Source organism: Rhodococcus sp. IC4_135, from assembly GCF_011602025.1.
Taxonomy (GTDB): domain Bacteria; phylum Actinomycetota; class Actinomycetes; order Mycobacteriales; family Mycobacteriaceae; genus Rhodococcus_F; species Rhodococcus_F baikonurensis.
This window is the reverse complement of the sequence record NZ_JAAOLG010000123.1, coordinates 1-717: the sequence shown is the minus strand read 5'-3', so window position 1 is coordinate 717 and position 717 is coordinate 1. Positions and strand designations below refer to the sequence as shown.

Annotated in this window: 1 protein-coding gene and 1 pseudogene; both read left to right on the top strand. The window is 61.1% G+C overall.

What is annotated here, in order from left to right:
* Nucleotides 1-78 precede the first annotated feature (78 nt).
* A complete protein-coding gene (locus tag G8767_RS35275) occupies nt 79-333 on the top strand; it encodes a hypothetical protein (RefSeq protein ID WP_003945385.1) in 255 nt (84 codons plus the stop codon).
* 86 nt (nt 334-419) lie between these two features.
* A pseudogene (locus tag G8767_RS35270) lies at nt 420-717 on the top strand (ParB/Srx family N-terminal domain-containing protein); the annotation flags it as partial.

Sequence of the window (717 nt, the reverse complement as noted above, 5' to 3'; positions counted from 1 at the left end):
ACTAACCACCCACCCATCCGTCACCAGCAAGGACGCGCAGCATGACCGACCACAACCGCACGACCGAAGGAGAAAACGATGTACGGCTACGACCTGCACAACATCTGCGAGAAAGCAGATGCCTGGGCGAAGTTGTTCGAGACAGCCGAGTATCTCGACAGCGTCGTCGAGCACAACTGCTGTTCGGAAATCGACGTGTTCGTGGAGTTGCTCATCGCACTCGATTACCACGGCCACGCCTCCGCCCTGATGGACGCACACATCGAGGCCGATAGCTGCCGAGACCGTCACCCCACGGCCGATCAAGTGATCTTGGAACCGGCCACCGCTTGAGATCGAAAAACCTACGGAAACAACACAACACCGGGCAGTTGGTACCTGCCCGGTGTTGTGTCCGAAAGTCTACGAGAGGAATCGCGATGACCGCAACACACACCGCCCCCGCCGCAGCGATCGAGGTCGCGCAGCTGCACCCCGACGCCCTCGACATCGGTGAGAACGTCCGCGACAGCGTCGATCTGGCGCAGACCCCCGACTTCGTCGAATCCATCCGTGAAAACGGAGTGCTCGAAGCGATCAGCGCCGTCCGGACCGCAGACGGAACGATCGTCGTCCGCGACGGCCAGCGCCGCACCTTCCCCAGAAAGTGGCTGTGTTGTGTCAGCGTTTGTCGGCTTGTCGCAATCGAATCGGTGCGGGCCGGATTTCGTGGTGGGG

Bases quoted from the DNA above. Each gene is read 5' to 3' on its own strand.
- G8767_RS35275 (WP_003945385.1), top strand. From the start codon at position 79: ATGTACGGCTACGACCTGCACAACATCTGCGAGAAAGCAGATGCCTGG.